The following is a 21,260-nucleotide window of genomic DNA, read 5'->3' as shown; positions in this document are numbered from 1 at the left end:
AATAATGCTCCGGATGCTAGAAAATAAAAGTTTTGAAAGGGCCCTCTGTAAAACTGTGTTTTAGAAGTACTACATTGTATGCGAAAGTATATTTTGTAATGCATGGTCTATTGACGGAAATGTGTATTGATACCCATACTCAATTGCTTTACTAGGTAATACATGTTGCCCTTCTAGTACAAGTATGCTCATCTCGCCTAATAAAGCATGAAGCATAAATGAAGGGACAGGTAACCAATGAGGTTTTTTTATTATAGTTGCAATGATTTCTCCAAATTCCTTCATTCTTATAGGATCAGGAGCTGTAATGTTAAGAGGTCCATCAATTTCTTCTTTGTGTATGATGAAATCAATCATGGAAGCGACATCGTCTATATGAATCCATGATAACCATTGATTTCCAGATCCAACTGTACCTCCGATATAGAATTGATAGGGAAGTAGCATTTTTGGAAGGGCTCCTCCGTCTGGACCTAATACGACTCCGAATCTTGCGTAGATTGTCCGTATTCCGAGAGCACGTGCTTTAGATGCTTCTTGTTCCCATGAATATACTGTATTTGCTAAAAAGTCATTTCCAGGAGTCACATGCTGTTCTGTAAAAGACTCGGTTTCAGATGTTCCATAGTATCCAATTGCACTTGCGTTAATAAATGTGTGTGGTTTTGTAGGGAGTGCTTGCAATTGTTTAATGAGTCCTTTTGTTGTTTGAATTCTACTGTTTAAAATGACTTTCTTTTGTTTCTTTGTCCATCTACTATTAATAGACTCTCCAGCTAGATTAATAACTACATCAATAGAAGAGAGGGGGAAGGTTTGTAAATCTGGTGTCCATTGTACATACTGAAGGTTAGGATCGGAAGTTTCAGCAGTTTTTTTTCGTGAGAGAATATAAACAGTATATCCTTTTTGAATAAAAAAGGTAGAAAGGTATTTACCTATAAAGCCGGTACCACCAGAAATTGCGATTTTCACAATTATTTCCTCCTCATTATATATATTCTTGAAAAGCAAAAACGTTCCTCGACTATGTTAAAATAATAGAGAGGTGAGAGTATGGCTGTCATTACAAAAATAGAAGTGCAAAAACGATCGAAAGAACGGTTTAATATTTATATCGATAAAGGTCAAGGTGAAGAATACGGATTTAGTGTGAACGAAGTAATCTTAATAAAGCACGGATTACAAAAGGGCTTAGAAATTGATGAAATAGCGTTAGGAAATATTTTGTACAATGAAGAGGTACAAAAAGCATATTTACAAGCAATCTCCTATTTATCCTATCAAATGAGAACGAAACTAGAAATAGAAGATTTTTTACGAAAAAAAGAAGTTGGACAAGCCATCATCTCTGAGGTCGTTTCGAAATTATTACATGACCGATATATTAATGATAAAGAGTATGCTATTTTATATACGAGAACGCAAAGTAATGTGAATCGAAAAGGTCCAACGGTTATTAAAAGAGAGTTGTTAAATAAAGGTGTTCAGGATTTAATTATTACGCATAGTTTACAAGAATATCCGAAGGAAAAGCAAATTGAGAATGCTTTAATTCTTATAGAAAAGAAGAAGAAATCTTATCAAAAGCATTCCTTTTTACAAATGAAGCTAAAGTTAGACGAAATGCTGGTTCGTAAAGGATATTCTAGAGATGTGATTCAAATTTGTTTAGAAGAATTGAAAGACGAAAAAGATGACGAAAAGCAACAAGAAGCGTTACACTATCATGGGAACAAATACTATGAGAAATATAAGAAGTATGATGGATGGACGTTTGAAAATAAGATGAAACAAGCGTTATATCGTAAAGGATTCTCTATTGATGAGATAGAGATATTTTTGCAAATGAAACGTGAAGAGGGATGAGGGAATAAAATGAATATGCCAAAACGCTACAGTGAAATGACACCATATGAGCTAAGGGAAGAAATTGGGGTTTTGAAAGAGCAAGCAATAAAAGCTGAGCAACTTGGAATTGTAAATGAGTTCGATGTATTAATGCGAAAGATAGCAATGGCTCGCGCTTATATGACTGACATAAACAAATTCCATATTGGTGAAACGTATGAATTAGTAGAAGAACCTGGTATATTATTTGAAATTACGTATTTCAATGGGGTATTTGCTTGGGGACATAAGCAAAATGATAATGAAGAGATAGGAATACCGATTTCTTTATTACAAGAAAAATAAAAACCAGAGAGCGAATATCTCTCTGGTTTTCATCTTTGGTAGGCGTTACAGGAGATAGGAGATTCTAAAATTGGCGTTTTTTACATTCATTCGCCAAGATAATGAGAGACTGGGTTTGTTGCGTCTGTCCGTTAACTTGCGCTTTTGCATGTTTCGGACGAGTCCACGTATGGTTAAATAATTCAGAACGACTATCTAAGCGATCACGGTAGCTCATCTTTATCACCTCGTGTAGGAAGTTAAGTTACTTTGTTACTACTCTTCCTGCTGATTTGCAGCACGCATACGTTCTTGTGGGTGCGTGTTAATTGTGCCGTTAGGTCGCTTCGAAGCGAAGCGTGATTTCGCTTTCGGTTGACCGTCGATTTTGCTGTTGTTTTTTGACTCAGACCAAAATTCGGCTTGTTTACCCATTGCGAACGCCCTCCTCATCATCAGTTGATACCTCTTGAAGAAGTATCAATTATAGAATGTGCAAAATAGAAGAAACTATCCTTTAGAAATGAAGGGATAATTAGGTAAAGGAGATTAGAACATGAATGATATTTATGAAGCATTAACGAAAGAACTATTAGACAAAAATGACAAGCTTTCTTATGCACAAGCGCGTGCTTGGGTTGAATTACTGTGGGAAGATTTTCAAACGACTTATGCGAAATCAGGTCGTTATCAAGGAGAAGAAATGACTGAACAAGTTGTGCGATCATGGATTAATAATCATGGAGGACGCCTTCATGAAATGCGTACAAATAATCCGAAATATAGCCATCTAATCAATCAAGAAGATCATTTGAAACATTAAAAAAAGCGACTGAAGTCGCTTTTTTTAATGTGGAAGTAACTCCAGTTTTTTTCGAAGTTTTTCTTCACTAAAAATCCATCCTGTATAGGAACTAATAATATTTAAATTATGATCGAGTTGAACGATCGCAACGAATGGATAATAGTCTTTACTACGATATCGCAAATCAATGAATCGAACTTCATAATAATGATCATAATCGAAAATGTCCCAGCGATATACAGGGGAGAAAGATAAAAATGCTGAGATGTTTTCATCTTGTTTAGCTGCGCGCATAATAGCATTATCTGGGAACGGTACCCGATCGAACTTATCATAGATCATAATGTTACCTCGATGCCATCTAGCAACGTAGTAATAATCGGTTGTAACGACTGCTAAATGATAATGATAAAATCGATAAGAAGGAGAAATGATTATCTTCTCAACATTTTTGAAACGTTTTTGTACAACACTTCTTATATTTCTATGCATCATAATCCGTCCGATGTAGTAAACAATCATTAATATATACGCTGCTAAGGCAGTATATCCTTTATGGGAACCTACGAGCATACAAGCAATTGCGAGTATATGGATAAAGAAAATGACGGTATCAAATGTATTAATGATGCCGAGCGCTACCCATTTTTTTGTGAAGGGCCGTAATGCTTGTGTACCGTAGGCATTAAAAATATCTACAAAGACATGAAGAAAGACGGCAATAAAGGACCAAAGTAGTAGATGCAAATATGGAGCGTCTGAAAAGAAGGCGAAAGAGATGCCACTTATAAGGAAAGACCAAAGAATCACTGCAGGAATGGAATGAGTAATCCCACGATGATTTCTTATATATTTAGCGTTATTACGCAATTTTAAAACTGTATCGATGTCAGGAATATTGGAGCCGGCAATTGTAGCAAGCATAACTGCTTGTGGCCCAATATCACTTTGTGCTATGGCTGGATCTAACGTGGCCAAACTGCCTAGAGTAACGCCCATAACAAGGTGAGTGGCTGTGTCCATAGAAATCCACCTCCGTTTTTTATTAATGTAACTCTTTTTATTCGATACCTCAAGTCCTTTGCCTTCTATTTCCTATGTCATCTTACTTAAATTTTTTCCTAAAATCTTTATAATAGTACTTATATGCAAAAAAATGAGGGGGACCAAGTTTGACACTTGAAATATTAAATAATTTTAACATAGAGCAGTTTCAAAATGATTTAATTGGTTGGTTTGAAAAAGAGCAACGCGACTTACCATGGCGTAAAAATAAAGATCCATACCGTGTTTGGGTTTCGGAAATTATGTTGCAGCAAACTAGGGTAGAAGCTGTAAAACCATATTACGCAAATTTCATGGGGAAGTTTCCTACTCTAGAAGCTTTGGCAAATGCTGATGATGAAGAAGTGTTAAAAGCATGGGAAGGTTTAGGCTATTATTCTAGAGCGCGAAATTTACATGCAGCCGTAAAAGAAGTAAAAGAAGTATATGGCGGGATTGTGCCAAGTGATGTAAAGAAGATTGAGAAATTAAAGGGAGTCGGTCCCTATACAAAAGGTGCTATTTTAAGTATCGCATATGGTATACCAGAGCCGGCAGTTGACGGAAATGTTATGCGTGTATTATCTCGCATTTTATCAGTATGGGATGACATTGCAAAACCAAAAACGAGAAAAGTGTTTGAAGAGATTGTGCGTGAAATTATTTCGGCTGAAAATCCATCTTATTTTAATCAAGGTTTGATGGAATTAGGAGCACTGATTTGTATTCCTAAAAATCCAGCATGCTTACTTTGTCCTGTACGTGAGCATTGCAGGGGATATGCTGAAGGTGTTCAAAAGGAATTACCAGTAAAAAGTAAAGCGAAAGCCCCTACGATGGTACCGATCGTTGCAGGAGTACTTCAAACTGAAGATGGTCGTTACGTCATTAATAAACGTCCAAGTACCGGTTTATTAGCTAACATGTGGGAGTTTCCGAATATTGAACTTGGCGAAGGGATTCGAAGTCAGAAAGAACAGCTTACAGATTATATGAAAGAAAAATTTGAGCTCTCGATTTCTATTGATGAATACGCAATGAATGTACAACATACATTTACACATCGCACATGGGATATATTCGTATTTTACGGAAAAGTAACTGGTGATATCGTTGAAACAGATACATTGAAATTTGTATCGAAAGAAGCATTTGAGCAGTTACCTTTCTCTAAATCACATCGTACGATTTATGAGAATTGTGTTGAGAAAATTACAATGCAATAAAATGAAACTTTAATCAGTGGGGGTTTTCTTCATCCCCCACTGATTATCAGCCCTCACCAATCGGACTTTTATGGGCAGCCCGACCCCCACCTCACTTCTTTGCTTTCGCTGCATTTTGAGGTGGGGGTCTTACTGCCCATTAAAGCGGGATAAACAAAAAAAGTGTTCCCAGATTGGGAACACTTTTTTAATCGTAAGAAATTTTTGTCCCATGAGTCCAACTAGCATCACCTTCTTGTAAGCCGCCTCTTGATTCAATTTCTATTACAATTTCTTTGTAGATACTTTGACCTTCTGCATTTAAATACGGCAAAATCTGTTGTAATGAATGATGAAAATAAGCCAATTCATCTTCTTTCCACTCACTTTTTGAAACCATCGTTAGTTCAGTCATATCGCGTCCTACATACATATTCCCACCTCCATTTTCTATAGTTTGAATGAGTAACAAGAGATATATGCGGAATTTTTTCAAAAGAAAATTACGGATAGCTTCTAGTTGAATTGGTTACATTATTGATTGTGGAGGTGAGAAAGATGAGTAAAAAACAACAAGGTTATAACAAGGCAACTTCTGGTGCTAGCATTCAAAGTACAAATGCTAGTTATGGTACAGAGTTTTCAACTGAAACAGATGTGCAAGCAGTAAAACAAGCAAACGCACAATCAGAAGCGAAGAAAGCACAAGCTTCTGGTGCACAAAGTGCAAACGCTAGTTATGGTACTGAATTTGCAACTGAAACAGACGTGCATGCTGTGAAAAAACAAAATGCACAATCAGCTGCAAAACAATCACAATCTTCTAGTTCAAATCAGTAATGAAAGAAAAACACTTCTCTAATTCGAGAGAAGTGTTTTCTTTGTGCTTTGGTCATGGGAATGAAAATAAAACGAACGACATAACTTCTAATAAGTCAACAAATGTAGTCAAAGGAGAAGGAAGTTAAAGATTAGAAATATGTAATGAGGAATAATAAATGATAAATAAGTCCAAAAGGGGGTAAGTAATGAACGATTTTGATAAGTTGGTAGGAGAGCAATTGGAAACGATGGATGAGTTATTGAAGTTACAAGCTCACCTAGAGAAGTATCAGCAAATTGAAATGAGCGAAAAGGATACGTGCGATAAAAAGGAATTACATTTTATCCGCCAAGAAATATATAGAACAGAATTAGCGCTCAAGCTATTACATGAGAAATTTGAAGAGCAAACAAATAGTGTGATTCAATCTTTTGAAACTGAAAAAATGATTTCAAATTTAGGATAAGATATATTGTTGCCTTTAGGTGAAAGGTCCTTCTGTACATGGAAATGAGGAAGGACTTTTTTTATTCTCATTTCTTCCTTTATAAAATGTTAAGCGAAGATCCTTGTTTCTTAATAGGATTAAGGATATCGTATTCAGTGTAAAATATAGAGTCTTATCGCTTTAGTTTTAAAATTTCGACAAAAAAGTTATAATAGAAAAAAAGTGAATGCAGTTCAAAGGGCATTTGCAGTTGAAGGAAGGGAGCATATATGGGATTTCCCAAAGAAGGAGAAAAAGTACAAATACATAGTTATAAACATAATGGCTCCATTCATAGAATGTGGGAAGAGACAACGATTTTAAAAGGGACACAAAGTCTTGTGATCGGCGCAAATGATCGTACAGTAGTGACAGAATCAGATGGCCGAACATGGATTACTCGTGAACCAGCAATTTGTTATTTTCATGCAAACTACTGGTTTAATGTGATTGGAATGTTAAGGGAAGAGGGCGTATATTATTATTGTAATTTAAGCTCACCTTTTGCATATGATTCTGAAGCGTTAAAGTATATTGATTATGATTTAGATATTAAAGTGTATCCAGATATGACATATACACTTTTAGATGAAGATGAATATGAAAAACATAGTCAAATTATGCAATATCCACCTGTAATTGATACGATTTTAAAACGAAATGTAGCACAACTAACACAATGGATTCATCAAAGAAAAGGGCCATTCGCACCAGACTTTGTAGATATGTGGTATGAGAGATATTTAATGTACAGAAATTAAAACAAACCTGCAGGGGATTTCCCCGCAGGTTTGTCCTATTAGAGGGGGGATTATGTGCAAGGTATAAAAAGATATTTGCAATTTGTTAAACCATATCGATGGCTTATTGCTATTACGATTATGATTGGTCTAGTTAAATTCGGCATCCCGCTCATTATGCCGTGGTTATTAAAGTATATTATTGATGATGTCATTCAGGGCGGAGGGTCACTTCAAGATAAGACGTCCCAACTAGTAACAGCGATTGGGATTGCCTTTTTTATTTTTGCAGTGTTAAGACCACCGATTGAATATTATCGTCAATATTTTGCGCAGCGTATCGCAAATACAATACTATATGATTTGCGAAAACATATTTTTGGTCATTTACAAAAGTTGAGTTTACGTTATTATTCGAATACAAAAACAGGGGAGATTATTTCGCGTGTCATTCATGATGTAGAACAAACGAAGGATTTTGTAATTACTGGTTTGATGAATGTTTGGTTAGACACGGCAACAATTGCTATCGCTATCATTGTTATGTTTTCTATGAATATAAAATTGACATTTGTTGCGCTATTAATTTTACCTATTTATGTAGTGGCAGTGAAATATTTTTTCGGGCGTCTTCGAAAATTGACGAAAGAGCGTTCACAAGCGTTAGCAACGATGCAAGGGTATTTACATGAACGTATTCAAGGGATGCAAGTGACACGTAGCTTTGCATTAGAAGAGTATGAAGGGAAGCAATTTGAAAAAAGAAATAATGAATTTTTGACGAAAGCGTTAACACATACGAGTTGGACGGCGAGAACATTTTCGGCAGTAAATACGTTAACAGATTTAGGGCCGTTACTCGTGATCGGTTTTGCGGCGTATGAAGTGATTCAGGGGCAGTTAACCTTAGGAACTATGGTTGCCTTTGTTGGATATATGGATAGTTTGTATAGTCCACTTCGCCGCCTTGTCAATTCCTCTACGACATTAACACAGTCTTTCGCATCGATGGATCGGGTGTTTGAACTGTTAGACGAAAAATACGATATTGTGAATGTACAAGGTGCGGTACAAACGAAAAAATTAAATGGTGAAGTGATATTTGATAATGTATCTTTTCGTTACAACTCGGATGAAAAAGAGGTATTACATAACCTTTCGTTAACCATATTGCCAGGAGAGAAGGTAGCACTTGTAGGAGCGAGTGGGGGAGGGAAGTCATCTCTTGCTAGTTTAATCCCGCGTTTCTATGATGTCTCTTCAGGCACAGTTTATGTAGATGGGATAGATGTTAGAAAGTATGATATGAGAAATTTACGTAGTCATATTGGAATTGTACTGCAAGATAATTTGTTATTTAGCGATACAATCGGGGCAAATATTTTATATGGGAATCCGAAAGCTACAGAGGAAGAAGTAATTGCAGCTGCCAAAGCTGCGCAAATTCATGATTTTATTATTGAGTTACCTGATGGTTATGATACTGTCGTCGGGGAACGCGGTGTGAAGTTATCTGGTGGGCAAAGGCAACGTGTAGCGATTGCACGCGTGTTTTTAAAGAATCCATCGTTACTTATATTAGATGAAGCGACTTCCGCTTTGGATCTAGAAAATGAACGATATATTCAAGAGGCGCTTCAAACGTTAGCTGCTGATCGAACGACGATCATAATTGCACATCGATTGGCGACGATTACGCATGTGGATACGATTATTTACATTGAAGATGGTGAAATTAAAGAAACAGGATCTCATGAAGAATTAATGAAAAAAAGAGGATATTACCACAATTTATATCAACTTCAACATATAACAGAAACAGCTCCTTTAGGGTAAAAGGAGCTGTTTTTTATTCGTCTTCTTTTTTATCATCGATTTTGAGTTCTGCTTCTGGTTTATGGTATGTGTAGAAGCTATCCACAAGTAAATCTAAATGCTCTACTTCTTCACTATAGTTAATAATAGCAGAAATAAGAGGGAAGAGATGTAGCCATGTTTTATATGCCTCTTCATCATCCTTGTTTTGATATTCCATAAAGATATCAATTAATTCCTGTTTACCTGTTTCAACTTCATCAAGCATTTCAACAGATTGTTGTTTTTTTGCTTTACCAATAAATTTTAATAAAACTTGTTCATGATAATGTGTTAATGAATCAAGTTCGTTCTGAATAGATTCCTGGAATTCTTCTGGCATATAGCGCAGTTCGTTTTCAGTACGATGTAATGATTTTAACGTACTTAAAGCACGACTTGTCGTCGCTAACATTTGTCTGAATAAAACAAGCTTACGAATTTTTGCGAACTTTACTTTTTTCGTATAGCTTCTTTCTTCTTTATACAGCAAATAGTAATGGTTTAATTTGATCATTTTTTCTTTCATACGATCAATATCAGTTTTTAATGTTGTAAAATCAGAAGCTTGCCTGCTATTCATTCGAATCCATTTTACAATTTCTTCTGTATTATCAACGATGCGATGATATAACTTTGTTTCGTATTTTGGCGGCATAAACACTAAATTTACAAGTGAAGCCGCAATAATTCCAACCATAATCGTCGCAAATCGAAGTAAGGCAAAACTAAAGAAATCTTCACCTTGATACTCCATAATAGCGATAACTGTTACTAAAGCAATTGATATTGTGTTTTCTAATCGTAATTGCAATGTAAGAGCAATTACTAATATACATGTTAATCCAATAATAAAAGGATTATGTCCAAAAGCAGTAGCGAATGCGATAGCGAATACCGCACCAATGACGTTTGCTTGAATTTGTTCAAGTGCAGTTAAATACGAACGGTATACAGACGGTTGAACAGCGAAGATAGCTGAGATTCCCGCAAATACTGGACTCGGTAAGTTAAGTAAAATACAAGCAAATAAAGCTAATGTGATGGCAATACCCGTTTTTAAAATGCGAGCACCAAGTTTCATACCCTTAATAAGATCCTTTCTCTTGTCATAATGAATGTACAACATGATACTATACATTCATTACAATATGTTAGCAAGTGATATTTTAGTGACGTTAATAAGAAATTAAGATTCATTTTATACTTTTTCCTAATTCTTTTTAAACATCAATTTTTAGTAAAAAAACCTGCTGAATTTCAGCAGGTTTCAAATTGTTACTATAGATTACTATGAGAAGTGTACTTCGTCAATTTTTTTCTTGAAGATGAAAATTAGGCATATCACTCTGTTGAGATAGATGGATCAGCCTGCTCTTTTTTCGGGATGATTTCAAAAAACTGTTGCTGCATATCATCGAATAACGGTGTCAATAAAGCAACTTCCTCGTATTGCTCATGTTCATTTAATACACGGATATAATCTAGTAATAACTCGGTCACATCTTGCACACCATTTTTACTAAGTGGTTGTAATGTAACATTTGCTCCTTTTGCGATTCTTCTTTTTAAGGCCTGTTCTGTTAAACCTAAGCTTGAATCATGGCGTAAATAAACAACACCGCCAGTCATACCAGCACAAATCCATGGACCAGGATCTCCTAAAACAAGCGCGCGCCCATTTGTCATATATTCAAAAGCGAAACCTTTAATATTAGAGTATGCTCCTATATTCCCTTGTTCTTTTTCGCGGAGTGGCTTTATCATGCGTCCGCCAATTATCATGTCTGCTCCAGAGAGGCGAATGCCAGCGCGAGCATCAGCGTTACCTTGAACGTATAGCGCCCCTTTTTGTGCACCGTATCCAAAACCTTTTCCGACAGAACCGTTATAATATAGACCGTCTTTTCCTTTTGCTTTTGTTATATAAATACCACCACCAAAGGAGGTTTTACCAATACCATCTTGTGCGCCGCCGTTTACGTGTATAAATAAGTTCTCACTATTGTAAGCACCTAATCCATTTCCAGGAATCGAGCCATTCGTATACTTTAATGTAAGTGGTTCAAGCTTCGTGTCTTCATATAATTTACTACGAACGCGATAACAAGATTCTAGACCACCCATAACGCGTTGCTCTACGCCAACGCCTACTAATTCTTTTGAATGAGGAGAATGAATTGTTTCAAATTGTTTTTCTAGTACGTGTTCTGTTTTTGTACCAGATGGATGTTCTATCGTTTGTAGTAAATTACATAAGTTTAATAAATTTTTGCCTCGAACTTGTTCTAATAAATCGGAACGCCCGACAATTTCTTGTAAATTTGTATAGCCGAGATTTCCTGTTAATCGTTTTAGTTCTTCGCCAAAAGTAGTGAATAAATGTAATAATCCAGCCACGGCGCTTTCTAATTCACGCGGGACGAAGCGGCGTAATCCGTGTTCTTTCGCTTGAGCTTCAGATTCAATCTGTGTTGCGATTCCAACGTGGCAAGTATCTAGATGACATCCGCGGCAAGTTGTACAGCCAATTGCAATCATGGATAATGTACCAAATCCAATGCGGTTTGCTCCAAGGAGCATAATTTTCAAGGCATCATTCACACTTCGAATACCACCATCAGCCCAAATTTCTACTTTATGTCTCATATTTGCTTCTAATAAAGCATTGTGAGCGGCTTTCACACCAATTTCTACAGGAAGCCCTACATGTTGCAATGCGTGAATACGTGCGGCACCTGTACCACCATCAAATCCGCTAATGTTAATAAAATCAGCACCAGCTTTAGCGATACCGACAGCAATTGTTCCAATGTTAGGGACGACAGGAACTTTTACAGCTACTTTTGCAAGTTGATTAGCCGTTTTAATTTCTGTAATCATTTGAGCTAAATCTTCAATGGAATAAATATCATGATTGTTAGAAGGTGAAATTAAATCAGAGCCAATTGTAGCATTACGCGCTTCAGCGATTTTGGCTGTTACTTTTGAACCTGGCAAATGTCCACCTTCACCAGGCTTGGCACCTTGCCCAATTTTTATTTCAATTAAGTTTGATGAATTGAGTAGTTCGGCGTTTACGCCAAATCGTCCGGACGCGATTTGTTGTCCACGTGTATGTGGATATTTTCCAATCATATCTTTAATTTCGCCGCCTTCACCGTTCAAACTAATCATATTTAGCTGATCGGCTGCTTCTGCATATGCACGAAAGGCAATTTCATTTTGAGAACCGAATGACATGGAACTAATAATAAATGGTAAATCATGATTTTGAATACTGATGGACACTTCTTCAGCCGGAACGACATGTTTTGTTTCTTTCGTTTGAACAAGATGTCTAATTGCGATTGGGTTATTTTCTTCTAATTCACTTAATTTTTCACGGTAATCATCATAAGAGTTTCCCTTTGCAACATCGCCGATTGCTTTCCAAATTCGCGGGAATATATGAAAAGATTTTCGCATTCTAACTTTAGGATTGTTATAATCGTTCGCTCGCATTTGTGCATCTTCAGCAAGTGATTCAAGAGAAAAAGCTAAATCATTTGAACCTAAGAAATTTGTAATTTGCAATATATTTGCGATTTCTTCATGTAACCCGATAGAAGAATAGAGGCGACCGTAACCACGCAATTCATGAATTCCAATTGTTGAAATGACTTTTTCCAGTCCTTTATTAAGTGCATGATATAAATTCGTAATTGGTGTTTTTGTCCCATCATTTACGGTTGCAAATAGTAAATATGGATTGATACTATCTGCTCCTAATCCATACAGTGTGACGATATCGTGTAAGGAGCGAAGGGCACCAGAACGTATAACGAGAGAGCAGTTTCGGCGTAATTTATTTTCGCTTAATACTTGATGTACTTTCGCGGTAACTAAATGCGGATCAATCCATAATCGTCCATTTAGGTGAGCGTCAGCATCGTCTATTAATAATAGGGAAGCTCCATCGTTCACGGCTGTTATCGCTTCAGAACTAATTCGACTTAAGGCACATTGTAAAGTTTCTGCCTGACTGAATGTAGCAGAGATTGTAGCGATAGAGCTATGAGTATTGAATAGTTGTATAAGTTGCTCGTACGTAATTGTGTGTAATTCTTCTACAATAGATTGTGCTACACTTCCTTCTAAAATGATTGGGGAAAGCATCTCAACTACAAATGGCTGTTTAGCATCAGCCAATAAACTTGGACGTTTGCCAAGTATCGTTCGGGTGGAGAAGTGTTCAACTTCTCGATCGCGATCGATTGCTGGATTTGTAACAACAGCTACACTTTCCTTAATGAAGTCAGCGATATTTCGTCTATCAGTATCAAGTGCAGCGAGTGGTGAGTCATGCCCAAGTGAGCGAATTGGTTCAACACCTTTTGTTGCCATCTGTTCAAGAAGCTGAATATGTTCACGATCCCATCCGAAAGCAACGTATTGTTTTGTATCAACTTGCATAGAATCACATAATCCTTGGATTTCTTTCGTTTCAGGGGTAGATAAGTTTAAATGATAATCTTTAGTATCCACTCGTTTTTTAAAACGGTCATATACTTGAGCTTGGTATTTGTCATATTCATAAAGAACAAGCTCATCTTGTTCATTCCACTTTAGTCCGACTTTTTCCCCTGGAGCGAGTGGTTTTGGTTCTGCTACATATTCAGTTGGGGATACAACTCCAGGTTCAGAAGAGAAAATATAAGAGCTTTCTGTCTCTACTTTCCATACTGGTCGTAGCCCGAGGGAATCCACGCTGAAAACAGCTTCATCTTTATAACGTGAAATAATGCCAGCTGGACCTTGTGCAAAATGGCCCCATGCTTCACGTATATACGTATATAAATCTTGTAGATGTGGTTCATAAAGTTTAATTTCATTAATAATTGGCGGGAATAGTATATCCATTGCTTCAAATAAACTGTAGTTGTATTGAACAAGTAGAGTTTCTAAGGTGCGGTTTAAATCTTGGGAGTCACTGCCCCCAGCAGTAAGTGGAACGTGAATCATTTCAGCTTGATCGCGTAATTTTGCAATTGTGTTAATTTCACCATTATGTCCGAGGATACTAAATGGTTGTACACGAAAGAAGTTAGATAATGTATTAGTAGAATAGCGATTATGTCCTAGTGTCATAGTTGAAGCAATAAGTGGGTGTTGTAAATCATTGTAATAGGCAACAAGTGTATCCCCAGCACCGAGAACTTTATATACAACGTGATCACGACTTAAGGAAGCAACATGAATCGCTTCATTTTCTTCTATTTTTATCGTTACTGTAAATAATGTTTGCTCAATATTTGTAACTTCATTTTCTGCGATAAGAGCAACTTGCCAAAATAAAGGTTCTTCTTGTTTACCAAGTGGACCGAGTGCATCGGAGTTGATTACATCATCACTTTCGAAAAGAATTGCAAAGTTTTCGTTATTTAGTTGTGTACGAATATGATTTTTTAAATTAACTATATTTTCGTTTTTGTTTAGAAAAAAATGTCCAACGATAAAGTGGGGATGATCCACGATCGTTGGATTATATCCGCTACTTTTTAATTTTTCATTCCAAAGTGATTTTGGTACATCAATGTGAATACCGATTCCATCGCCTTCGCCATTAATGAAACCAGCTCTATGATTCATTTTGACGAGCGATTGTATGCAAAGGTCAATATTTTCTTTTGTAGGAATTTTTCGTTTCTCCATAACGGAAACGATTCCACACGCATCGTGTTCCGCATTTTTGTAATCTCGAAATAAAGACGGTGTCCATGTGTTTGTTTTATTGAGCATCCGTCAATCCCCCCTCTTATGAAAGTTTGAATAATCTTACTATTTGAGGCGTGAGCAGCCTTGTATACAAAGATAGTAAGGATATAAAATAAAATTAAACAGATAATTATGAATAATTATACTATTAATGAGGGATTTATGAAATAGAAAAAAGGAAAAAAGAAAGGTGTGCTTTCTTTTTTCCTTTTAATGGCGGGATTATTTATTGTTTGCTAAAGCAGCAAATGCTCTACCTACAGCTTCAATTGTATATTCAATATCTTCTTTTGTATGTTCTGTCGTTAAGAACCATGCCTCGTATTTAGAAGGTGCTAAGTTAATTCCTTCTTGCAGCATAAGCTTGAAGAATTTACCGAACATTTCTCCGTCTGTATCTTGTGCTGCATCGTAATCTTCAATTGTATTTGTTGTGAAGTATACAGTTAAAGCGCCTTTTAGGCGGTTTAATGTAATATCGATATTATGTTTTTCAGCCTGCTCTAAAATTCCTTTTTCAAGCATTGCACCAAGTTCATCTAATTTTTCATAAAGCCCTTCTTGTTGAAGAACTTCTAGACAAGCAATACCAGATGCCATAGAAGCAGGATTTCCTGCCATTGTACCAGCTTGATATGCAGGTCCAAGAGGGGCAACTTGTTCCATAATTTCTTTCTTACCACCGTAAGCACCGATTGGAAGTCCGCCGCCAATAACTTTACCAAGCGCTGTTAAGTCTGGTGTTACGCCAAGTAAGTCTTGAGCACCACCGTACATGAAGCGGAAAGCAGTAATAACTTCATCATAAATTACTAGTGCACCAGCTTCGTGAACAAGTTCATTCACTTTCTCAAGGAAGCCAGGTTTTGGCTCTACAATACCGAAGTTTCCAACGATTGGTTCTACAAGAATAGCTGCTACTTCATGTCCCCATTTATCTAATGCTTCTTTTAAAGTTTCTACATTATTAAATGGAACGGTAATAACTTCTTGAGCGATACTTTGTGGTACACCCGCTGAGTCAGGAGTTCCTAGTGTAGAAGGGCCAGATCCAGCTGCTACAAGTACTAAATCAGAATGACCGTGGTAACAACCAGCGAATTTCATAATTTTTGTGCGGCCTGTGTAAGCGCGAGCGACACGAATTGTTGTCATTACAGCTTCAGTACCAGAGTTTACGAAGCGAACTTTATCTAATGCAGGCATTGCTTCTTTTAACATTTTTGCAAATTTTACTTCTAGCGCTGTTGGAGTTCCGTAAAGTACACCATTTTCAGCAGCTGTTGTAATTGCTTTTGTAATGTGCGGGTGAGCATGTCCAGTAATAATAGGACCGTATGCTGCTAAATAATCGATATATTTATTTCCGTCTACATCCCAGAAATAAGCACCTTTTCCACGTTCCATAGCAACAGGAGCGCCGCCACCAACTGCTTTAAAAGAACGAGAAGGACTATTAACACCGCCAACGATATGTTCTAAAGCTTCTTTATGTAATGCTTCTGATTTTGTGAATTTCACTACCATTCATCTCCTTACAAAAATCTATGTATTATTCTAACATGTTTTTCGAAAAGACGTATTGTTTGTGATAGAGAAGGCAGTTGGGTAAACTATTCGTTGTGACATTTAGGAAGGGGGTCCGGTTATGAAATCGGTAATTGAGGTACAAGGGTTACGTAAAGAATTTACAGCCTATTCAAGTCGTCCAGGTTTAAAGGGTGCATTTCGCGATTTATTAAATCGTAATTATAAAATAGTACCAGCAGTAAATGATGTATCTTTTACTGTGAAACAAGGTGAAATGGTTGGATATATCGGTGAGAACGGTGCCGGTAAATCAACGACAATTAAAATGCTTACGGGAATTTTGACTCCGACATCAGGAGACATTTTAGTAAATGGGATGAACCCACATAAGCAGAGGGAAGAATTTGTAAGAACAATTGGTGTTGTTTTCGGTCAACGCTCGCAGCTTTGGTGGGATATTGCCGTGCAAGAATCGTTTCGTTTATTAAAAAAAGTGTACGGTGTCTCAGACGCTCAGTATAAGGAACATATGGAGCACGTAATCGAAACGTTAGATATTGGTCCTTTGTTAGACAAGCCAGTTCGAAAGTTATCTTTAGGTCAAAGAATGCGCTGTGAATTAGCGGCGGCATTAATTCATAATCCACCGTTATTATTTTTAGATGAACCAACAATTGGGCTAGATGTACTTGTGAAATTGAAAATACGTGAATTTTTAAAAGAAATGAATGAACGTTATAAAACAACAATTTTATTAACAACCCATGATATTACTGATATTGAAGCATTATGTGAGCGCGTTATCATGCTGGATGAAGGAAATATTATGTATGACGGTTCTTTACATAATCTTCGTACGCAGTGGGGAGCAGAGAAGGAAATACATTTTCAGTTTGTCGCACCAGTTTCCTATCAGGCTTTATCAATGGTTATGCCAGATAGTCATGTCGTTTGGTCGAAAGCGAAAGAGGAAAACGCGTGGATTGCCAAAATACCGAATGAAGAAGTTATTATTTCAATGCTTATTTCTAAAGTGGTACAAGCCTTTCAAATTAAAGATTTAAAAATTAACGAAGTGTCTACAGAGGAAATTATTCGTAACATTTATGAAGAAGGTATTAAACATGGGTAAGTACATTGAAATGATTCGAATTCGCTTTTTAATGATGCTTGCGTATCGCACAAATTATTATAGCGGGATTTTAATTTATACGATTAATATCGGTGCGTATTATTTTTTATGGCAAGCAATTTATAGCGGAAAAGAGAATATTGAAAGTTTATCTATTTCGCAAATGACTACGTATATCGCAATTGCGTGGATGGCACGTGCTTTTTATTTTAATAATATAGACAGGGAAATTGCGATGGAGATTCAAGAAGGACGTGTAGCGGTAGAACTGATACGTCCATATAACTATTTAGGGATGAAAGTGATGCAAGGTCTTGGTGAAGGAATATTTCGCTTTGCCTTCTTTTCCATTCCGGGTATGGTCATCGTTACCTTATTATTTTCATTGCAAATTACAACGAACTTTCAAACGTGGTTATATTTCTTCTTATCTTTAATATTTAGTTTTATTATTAATACACAAATTAATTTAATGACGGGAATGCTCACATTCTTCTTATTTAATAATAGTGGAATTATGTATGCAAAACGTGTTGTTATTGATTTGTTTTCAGGTCTATTATTACCAATTAGTTTTTATCCGTTATGGGCCCAAAAGGCAATGATGTTTTTACCGTTTCAGGCTATTAGTTATATTCCGAGTATGATTTTCTCAGAAGGTATACAAGGAAGTAAATTGTATGAGGCATTATTATTCCAAGTAATTTGGGCCATTGTACTTATTATTCCGATTGTACTCATGTGGAGAACGGCGAGAAAACGTCTAATTGTACAAGGGGGATGATGAGATGATATATATAAAACTATTTTTGCAATATGCAAGTCAATATATAAAAACAAAATTGGAGTATCGGGGCGATTTTATCGTTGGATTACTTTCTGATTTATCACTACAGGCTGTTAATTTAATCTTTATTCTTGTTGTGTTTGGACATACGCAAGCATTAAAAGGTTGGAGTAGAGAAGAAGTCATCTTTATTTATGGTTTCTTTTTAGTGCCGTTTGCCATTTTCTCAGCTTTCTTTAACATATGGGACTTTAATGATCGTTACATTATTAAAGGAGAAATGGATCGCATATTAACGAGACCGATTCATAGTTTATTTCAAATTATTTTAGAAAGAATGGAGCTTGAATCTTTAATTGGAGCAATTACGGGAATGATTGTAATGGGCTACGCAGCAGTGGAGTTGCAATTATCTTTTTACTGGTACGATATCTTCTTATTCTTGTTGATGGTAGGAGGGGGCGCACTTGTATACGGAGGAATATTTGTTACCCTTGCAAGTCTTGGTTTTTGGTCGGACGCGAAAAGTTCGATTATGCCGCTAATGTATAACATAGGGAATTATGGCCGCTATCCTGTTAATATTTATAACCGTGTGATTCGCTTCATTTTAACGTTTGTCTTACCATTTGCGTTTGTCGGAGTGTATCCAGCAGCGTACTTTTTAAGAAAAACAGAGTGGAATAGCTATGCATTTGCAACACCGCTCGTTGGTGTTATCTGTTTTACGATTGCAATTACTCTTTGGAATCAAGGGGTAAAAAGGTACCGTGGTGCAGGGAATTAATTATAAAAGCTTGTTTGTTTCTAAGGGATAAATCCAATGGCTGTCTCATACATATAAAATGAGGTGGAGGACATGTTATGGGGATTTATTCTATTAATTGTAGCAATTGCTATTTTGAGAAGTGTCCAATTGTTATGGAGTTCCTATTCAGATTCAACGCGTTTTTTTTCGCTGTATAATCTAGCCACATTATTTTTGATTTATACAACTGTACTAATTGCGTTTGGATTAAGTTATGTTGTATTAGAAGAAATGGGTTTTGCAGTTTTGAAAGAGGATGGAGAAAGCTTAAACGCTCACTCTTTTCAACTCGTTGAAATTTGTTTATATTTTAGCGCAGTTACTTTATTGTCTGTTGGATATGGTGATATATCTCCAATTGGAATTGGGCGGTGGATTGCAATTGGAGAAGCGCTAATTGGATATACATTACCGTTTGCTTTCGTGATGAGGTCTGTAATAGACAATGAAAAATAAGGAAGCATTTGTTATAGTAAAAGAAAAGAATAGGAGTGATAACAATGGTTATAGTAGGAGAAATGGCTCCAGAATTTACATTAGAGGGAAGTAACGGGGAACAAGTTCGCTTAGCTGATTTTCGTGGGAAAAATGTAGTTCTATATTTTTATCCGAAAGATATGACTCCAGGGTGTACAACTGAAGCGTGTGATTTCCGTGATTCTTATGGATTATTTCAAGAGAAGGACACGGTTATTCTTGGAGTGAGTCCGGATTCGGCAAATAGACATTTGAAATTTATTGAGAAGCATGAACTTCCATTTACACTTTTAGTAGATGAGGATCATAAAGTAGCAGAATTATACGATGTTTGGAAATTGAAAAAGAACTTTGGGAAAGAGTACATGGGAATTGAGCGCTCTACATTCCTGATTAATAAAGCCGGTGAGCTTGTAAAAGAGTGGCGTAAAGTGAAAGTGAAGGGACATATTGAAGATGTTCTTTCTTATATAAAGTAAATCCATTGTGGAGATAAAATATATAGAAGTAAGGCGAGTGTCTATACATATTTTATTGTCTTACATAAAGTGAAGTGTAGGGCATACCTCCTCAGATGATAGTATTCCAAGTGCGATTATGTCGCACTTTTTTTCTATTGTAAATGCATAAAAAATAGGGAAAGATACATAAGAATAGGGCTATATACAAAAATAAACCACATACTTATAGTAGAAATATTGACGATTTATAAGAAAAGGAGTACACTCTTTATAAGAATTATAAAATAATAATCCGTATAGAATCGGGGTGCATGACGGTGGTCAAAGAAGAATTAAAAGAAGCGCTAGAAATGCTGAAAAATACGGGTGTACGCATTACTCCACAGCGTCATGCTATTTTAGAGTACCTTGTGGAATCAATGACGCACCCAACAGCGGATGATATTTATAAAGCATTAGAAGGTAAGTTTCCAAATATGAGTGTTGCAACTGTCTATAATAACTTACGTGTATTTAAAGAGGTTGGGCTTGTAAAGGAATTAACTTATGGAGACGCTTCAAGTAGATTTGATTATGTTACAAGTCAACATTATCATGTGATTTGTGAAAAATGTGGTAAAATTGTTGATTTTCCTTATGGAGGTTTGGAACAACTTGAAGAGGAAGCTGCAAAAACAACAGGCTTCGTTATTAATAGTCATCGCTTAGAAATTTATGGCGTTTGTCCAGAGTGTCATAAGGCGTAATATATAATAAAGAAAGAGGCTGACGGCTTTACGTCAACCTCTTTCTTTATTATATATGGGAATTACGTTAGGTTCAGAAGGAGTTAAAATGTTCAGTGGAGATCTAATTTAATTAAGAATAAATACAAAAGGTGATTTCTTAACCAAGAAATCACCTTTTACTGTTTAGCTCAGTAAGGATACATTTTCCTTACTGTACTCATATGTGCCTATGATTTATAGCTCTTCTTATTATATTTTTCATCAAATTCTTTTCCTTCTAGATTTCGATCCATTGTTAAAGGTTGGTTGCAATGCATACATGCGTCGACACGACCGAGCATTTTTGTAGGTTTATCGCAGCTTGGACAAATAATTTGTACAGTTTTAGTAGATAACATACCAATCCAAAAATAAACGACTGTACTAGCGATAACAGCTAAAAAGCCA

Annotated in this window: 23 protein-coding genes (1 of these 23 running past the window's edge); 14 read left to right on the top strand and 9 right to left on the bottom strand. The window is 36.2% G+C overall.

Going from position 1 to position 21,260, the window contains the following annotated elements:
- Window positions 1-69 precede the first annotated feature (69 nt).
- Entirely contained in the window at window positions 70-975 is a 906-nt protein-coding gene (locus QCI47_RS25570) for a TIGR01777 family oxidoreductase (protein ID WP_000684392.1), read from the bottom strand.
- An 81-nt stretch (window positions 976-1,056) separates the two neighbouring features.
- On the opposite strand from QCI47_RS25570, the gene recX reads away from it, so the two are divergent.
- Together recX and QCI47_RS25560 are read left to right on the top strand one after the other, a co-directional pair.
- On the top strand, window positions 1,057-1,869 hold the full coding sequence (recX, locus tag QCI47_RS25565) for a recombination regulator RecX (protein ID WP_000268520.1): 813 nt from the start codon (window positions 1,057-1,059) through the stop codon (window positions 1,867-1,869).
- 9 nt (window positions 1,870-1,878) lie between these two features.
- A complete protein-coding gene (locus tag QCI47_RS25560; protein WP_001057035.1) occupies window positions 1,879-2,196 on the top strand; it encodes a YfhH family protein in 318 nt (105 codons plus the stop codon).
- 64 nt (window positions 2,197-2,260) lie between these two features.
- Here the strand turns inward: QCI47_RS25560 and QCI47_RS25555 are convergent, their stop codons facing one another.
- Both QCI47_RS25555 and QCI47_RS25550 read right to left on the bottom strand, forming a co-directional pair.
- Entirely contained in the window at window positions 2,261-2,413 is a 153-nt protein-coding gene (locus tag QCI47_RS25555) for a YpzG family protein (RefSeq protein ID WP_000122093.1), read from the bottom strand.
- A 38-nt stretch (window positions 2,414-2,451) separates the two neighbouring features.
- Window positions 2,452-2,610, bottom strand: coding sequence for a small, acid-soluble spore protein K (locus QCI47_RS25550; protein ID WP_000517891.1), 159 nt, complete (start codon window positions 2,608-2,610; stop codon window positions 2,452-2,454).
- Window positions 2,611-2,731: 121 nt separating this feature from the next.
- Here QCI47_RS25550 and QCI47_RS25545 point away from each other — a divergent pair, with 121 nt between their 5' ends.
- Window positions 2,732-2,998 (top strand): YfhJ family protein, encoded by a 267-nt coding sequence (locus QCI47_RS25545; RefSeq protein ID WP_000998157.1) that lies wholly within the window; start codon window positions 2,732-2,734, stop codon window positions 2,996-2,998.
- A gap of 24 nt (window positions 2,999-3,022) precedes the next feature.
- On the opposite strand, the gene QCI47_RS25540 is transcribed toward QCI47_RS25545, so the two are convergent.
- Window positions 3,023-4,003, bottom strand: a complete 981-nt coding sequence (locus QCI47_RS25540; protein ID WP_000379131.1) for a metal-dependent hydrolase — start codon at window positions 4,001-4,003, stop codon at window positions 3,023-3,025.
- Window positions 4,004-4,152: 149 nt separating this feature from the next.
- Between QCI47_RS25540 and mutY the strand changes: the two genes are divergently transcribed.
- Complete coding sequence (mutY, locus tag QCI47_RS25535; RefSeq protein ID WP_000171405.1) at window positions 4,153-5,250, top strand: A/G-specific adenine glycosylase; 1,098 nt, start codon at window positions 4,153-4,155, stop codon at window positions 5,248-5,250.
- 187 nt (window positions 5,251-5,437) lie between these two features.
- Here the strand turns inward: mutY and QCI47_RS25530 are convergent, their stop codons facing one another.
- Window positions 5,438-5,662, bottom strand: a complete 225-nt coding sequence (locus QCI47_RS25530; protein ID WP_000289263.1) for a hypothetical protein — start codon at window positions 5,660-5,662, stop codon at window positions 5,438-5,440.
- A gap of 125 nt (window positions 5,663-5,787) precedes the next feature.
- Here QCI47_RS25530 and QCI47_RS25525 point away from each other — a divergent pair, with 125 nt between their 5' ends.
- From QCI47_RS25525 to QCI47_RS25510, 4 genes are all read left to right on the top strand, one after another.
- Entirely contained in the window at window positions 5,788-6,069 is a 282-nt protein-coding gene (locus tag QCI47_RS25525; protein ID WP_000039045.1) for a gamma-type small acid-soluble spore protein, read from the top strand.
- 188 nt (window positions 6,070-6,257) lie between these two features.
- Window positions 6,258-6,518, top strand: a complete 261-nt coding sequence (locus tag QCI47_RS25520) for a YgaB family protein (RefSeq protein ID WP_000997582.1) — start codon at window positions 6,258-6,260, stop codon at window positions 6,516-6,518.
- A gap of 251 nt (window positions 6,519-6,769) precedes the next feature.
- Window positions 6,770-7,300, top strand: coding sequence for a nucleoside tri-diphosphate phosphatase (gene ntdP, locus QCI47_RS25515; protein WP_000506628.1), 531 nt, complete (start codon window positions 6,770-6,772; stop codon window positions 7,298-7,300).
- Window positions 7,301-7,354: 54 nt separating this feature from the next.
- Window positions 7,355-9,115, top strand: a complete 1,761-nt coding sequence (locus tag QCI47_RS25510; protein ID WP_061131238.1) for an ABC transporter ATP-binding protein — start codon at window positions 7,355-7,357, stop codon at window positions 9,113-9,115.
- A gap of 13 nt (window positions 9,116-9,128) precedes the next feature.
- Here the strand turns inward: QCI47_RS25510 and QCI47_RS25505 are convergent, their stop codons facing one another.
- The 3 genes from QCI47_RS25505 to hemL all read right to left on the bottom strand — a co-directional run bounded on the left by QCI47_RS25505 (window position 9,129) and on the right by hemL (window position 16,417).
- The gene (locus QCI47_RS25505; protein ID WP_000765784.1) at window positions 9,129-10,217 is read right to left on the bottom strand and encodes an aromatic acid exporter family protein; all 1,089 of its coding nucleotides are present in this window, start codon (window positions 10,215-10,217) and stop codon (window positions 9,129-9,131) included.
- Between the two features lie 260 nt (window positions 10,218-10,477).
- A complete protein-coding gene (locus tag QCI47_RS25500; protein ID WP_144533266.1) occupies window positions 10,478-14,914 on the bottom strand; it encodes a glutamate synthase-related protein in 4,437 nt (1,478 codons plus the stop codon).
- 198 nt (window positions 14,915-15,112) lie between these two features.
- Window positions 15,113-16,417: a glutamate-1-semialdehyde-2,1-aminomutase gene (hemL, locus tag QCI47_RS25495; protein WP_000260535.1), complete on the bottom strand. Its 1,305-nt coding sequence runs from the start codon at window positions 16,415-16,417 to the stop codon at window positions 15,113-15,115.
- 121 nt (window positions 16,418-16,538) lie between these two features.
- Between hemL and QCI47_RS25490 the strand changes: the two genes are divergently transcribed.
- The 6 genes from QCI47_RS25490 to perR all read left to right on the top strand — a co-directional run bounded on the left by QCI47_RS25490 (window position 16,539) and on the right by perR (window position 20,831).
- Window positions 16,539-17,552: an ABC transporter ATP-binding protein gene (locus QCI47_RS25490; RefSeq protein WP_000843642.1), complete on the top strand. Its 1,014-nt coding sequence runs from the start codon at window positions 16,539-16,541 to the stop codon at window positions 17,550-17,552.
- The gene (locus tag QCI47_RS25485) at window positions 17,545-18,336 is read left to right on the top strand and encodes an ABC transporter permease (protein ID WP_000521517.1); all 792 of its coding nucleotides are present in this window, start codon (window positions 17,545-17,547) and stop codon (window positions 18,334-18,336) included. The genes QCI47_RS25490 and QCI47_RS25485 overlap by 8 nt, the downstream gene beginning before the upstream one ends.
- Window positions 18,337-18,340: 4 nt before the next feature.
- Complete coding sequence (locus QCI47_RS25480; RefSeq protein ID WP_000639354.1) at window positions 18,341-19,126, top strand: ABC transporter permease; 786 nt, start codon at window positions 18,341-18,343, stop codon at window positions 19,124-19,126.
- 72 nt (window positions 19,127-19,198) lie between these two features.
- Window positions 19,199-19,603: a potassium channel family protein gene (locus tag QCI47_RS25475; RefSeq protein WP_000964357.1), complete on the top strand. Its 405-nt coding sequence runs from the start codon at window positions 19,199-19,201 to the stop codon at window positions 19,601-19,603.
- Window positions 19,604-19,647: 44 nt separating this feature from the next.
- Window positions 19,648-20,103 carry a thioredoxin-dependent thiol peroxidase gene (gene bcp / locus QCI47_RS25470; RefSeq protein WP_000237200.1) on the top strand — a complete coding sequence of 152 codons (456 nt, stop codon included), beginning with the start codon at window positions 19,648-19,650 and terminating at the stop codon, window positions 20,101-20,103.
- Between the two features lie 299 nt (window positions 20,104-20,402).
- Window positions 20,403-20,831 (top strand): peroxide-responsive transcriptional repressor PerR, encoded by a 429-nt coding sequence (gene perR / locus QCI47_RS25465; protein WP_000237831.1) that lies wholly within the window; start codon window positions 20,403-20,405, stop codon window positions 20,829-20,831.
- 209 nt (window positions 20,832-21,040) lie between these two features.
- Here the strand turns inward: perR and QCI47_RS25460 are convergent, their stop codons facing one another.
- Window positions 21,041-21,260, bottom strand: the 3' portion of a protein-coding gene (locus tag QCI47_RS25460) for a YgzB family protein (protein ID WP_000025063.1). 137 nt of this gene lie beyond the right edge of the window; only the last 220 of its 357 coding nucleotides appear in the window; the start codon falls outside the window, past its right edge; its stop codon occupies window positions 21,041-21,043.

Origin of the sequence: Bacillus cereus group sp. RP29, assembly GCF_040459765.1 — a bacterium.
Lineage (GTDB): Bacteria > Bacillota > Bacilli > Bacillales > Bacillaceae_G > Bacillus_A > Bacillus_A paranthracis.
This window is presented reverse-complemented; position numbering and strand designations above follow the sequence as displayed.